The sequence below is a fragment of the Knoellia aerolata DSM 18566 genome (assembly GCF_000768695.1).
In the GTDB taxonomy this organism is placed as follows: Bacteria; Actinomycetota; Actinomycetes; order Actinomycetales; family Dermatophilaceae; genus Knoellia; species Knoellia aerolata.
This window is the reverse complement of the sequence record NZ_AVPL01000180.1, coordinates 1-472: the sequence shown is the minus strand read 5'-3', so window position 1 is coordinate 472 and position 472 is coordinate 1. Positions and strand designations below refer to the sequence as shown.

1 protein-coding gene is annotated in these 472 nt (G+C 67.2%); it reads left to right on the top strand.

Annotated features, from left to right (window positions below; genetic code table 11):
* Nucleotides 1–23: 23 nt before the first annotated feature.
* Nucleotides 24–472, top strand: a 449-nt coding sequence (locus N801_RS22245) for an aminotransferase class V-fold PLP-dependent enzyme (RefSeq protein WP_035941131.1), incomplete at its 3' end; no start/stop codon positions are given.

Sequence of the window (472 nt, the reverse complement as noted above, 5' to 3'; positions counted from 1 at the left end):
CCACCACCCACAAGCCGCAAAGCGTGATCGACCGGATCGCGTATTTCTACGCCCACGAGAACTCCAACATCCATCGCGCCGCGCACGAGCTGGCGGCGCGCGCCACCGACGCCTACGAGGGCGCGCGCGAACGGGTCCGGCGCTTCATCAACGCGCCCGACGTCAACGAGGTGATCTTCGTGCGCGGCACCACCGAGGCCATCAACCTGGTGGCCAAGAGCTGGGGCGCGCAGCACGTGGGCGAGGGCGACGAGATCATCGTCTCCAACCTCGAGCACCACGCCAATATCGTGCCGTGGCAGCAGCTGGCGGCGGCCAAGGGCGCGCGGTTGCGCGTGATTCCGGTGGACGATTCCGGCCAGATCCTGCTGGATGAATACCAGAAGCTGCTCAACGACCGCACCCGCATTGTCGCGGTGACCCAGGTGTCGAACGCGCTCGGCACCGTCACGCCGGTCGCGCGCATCATCGA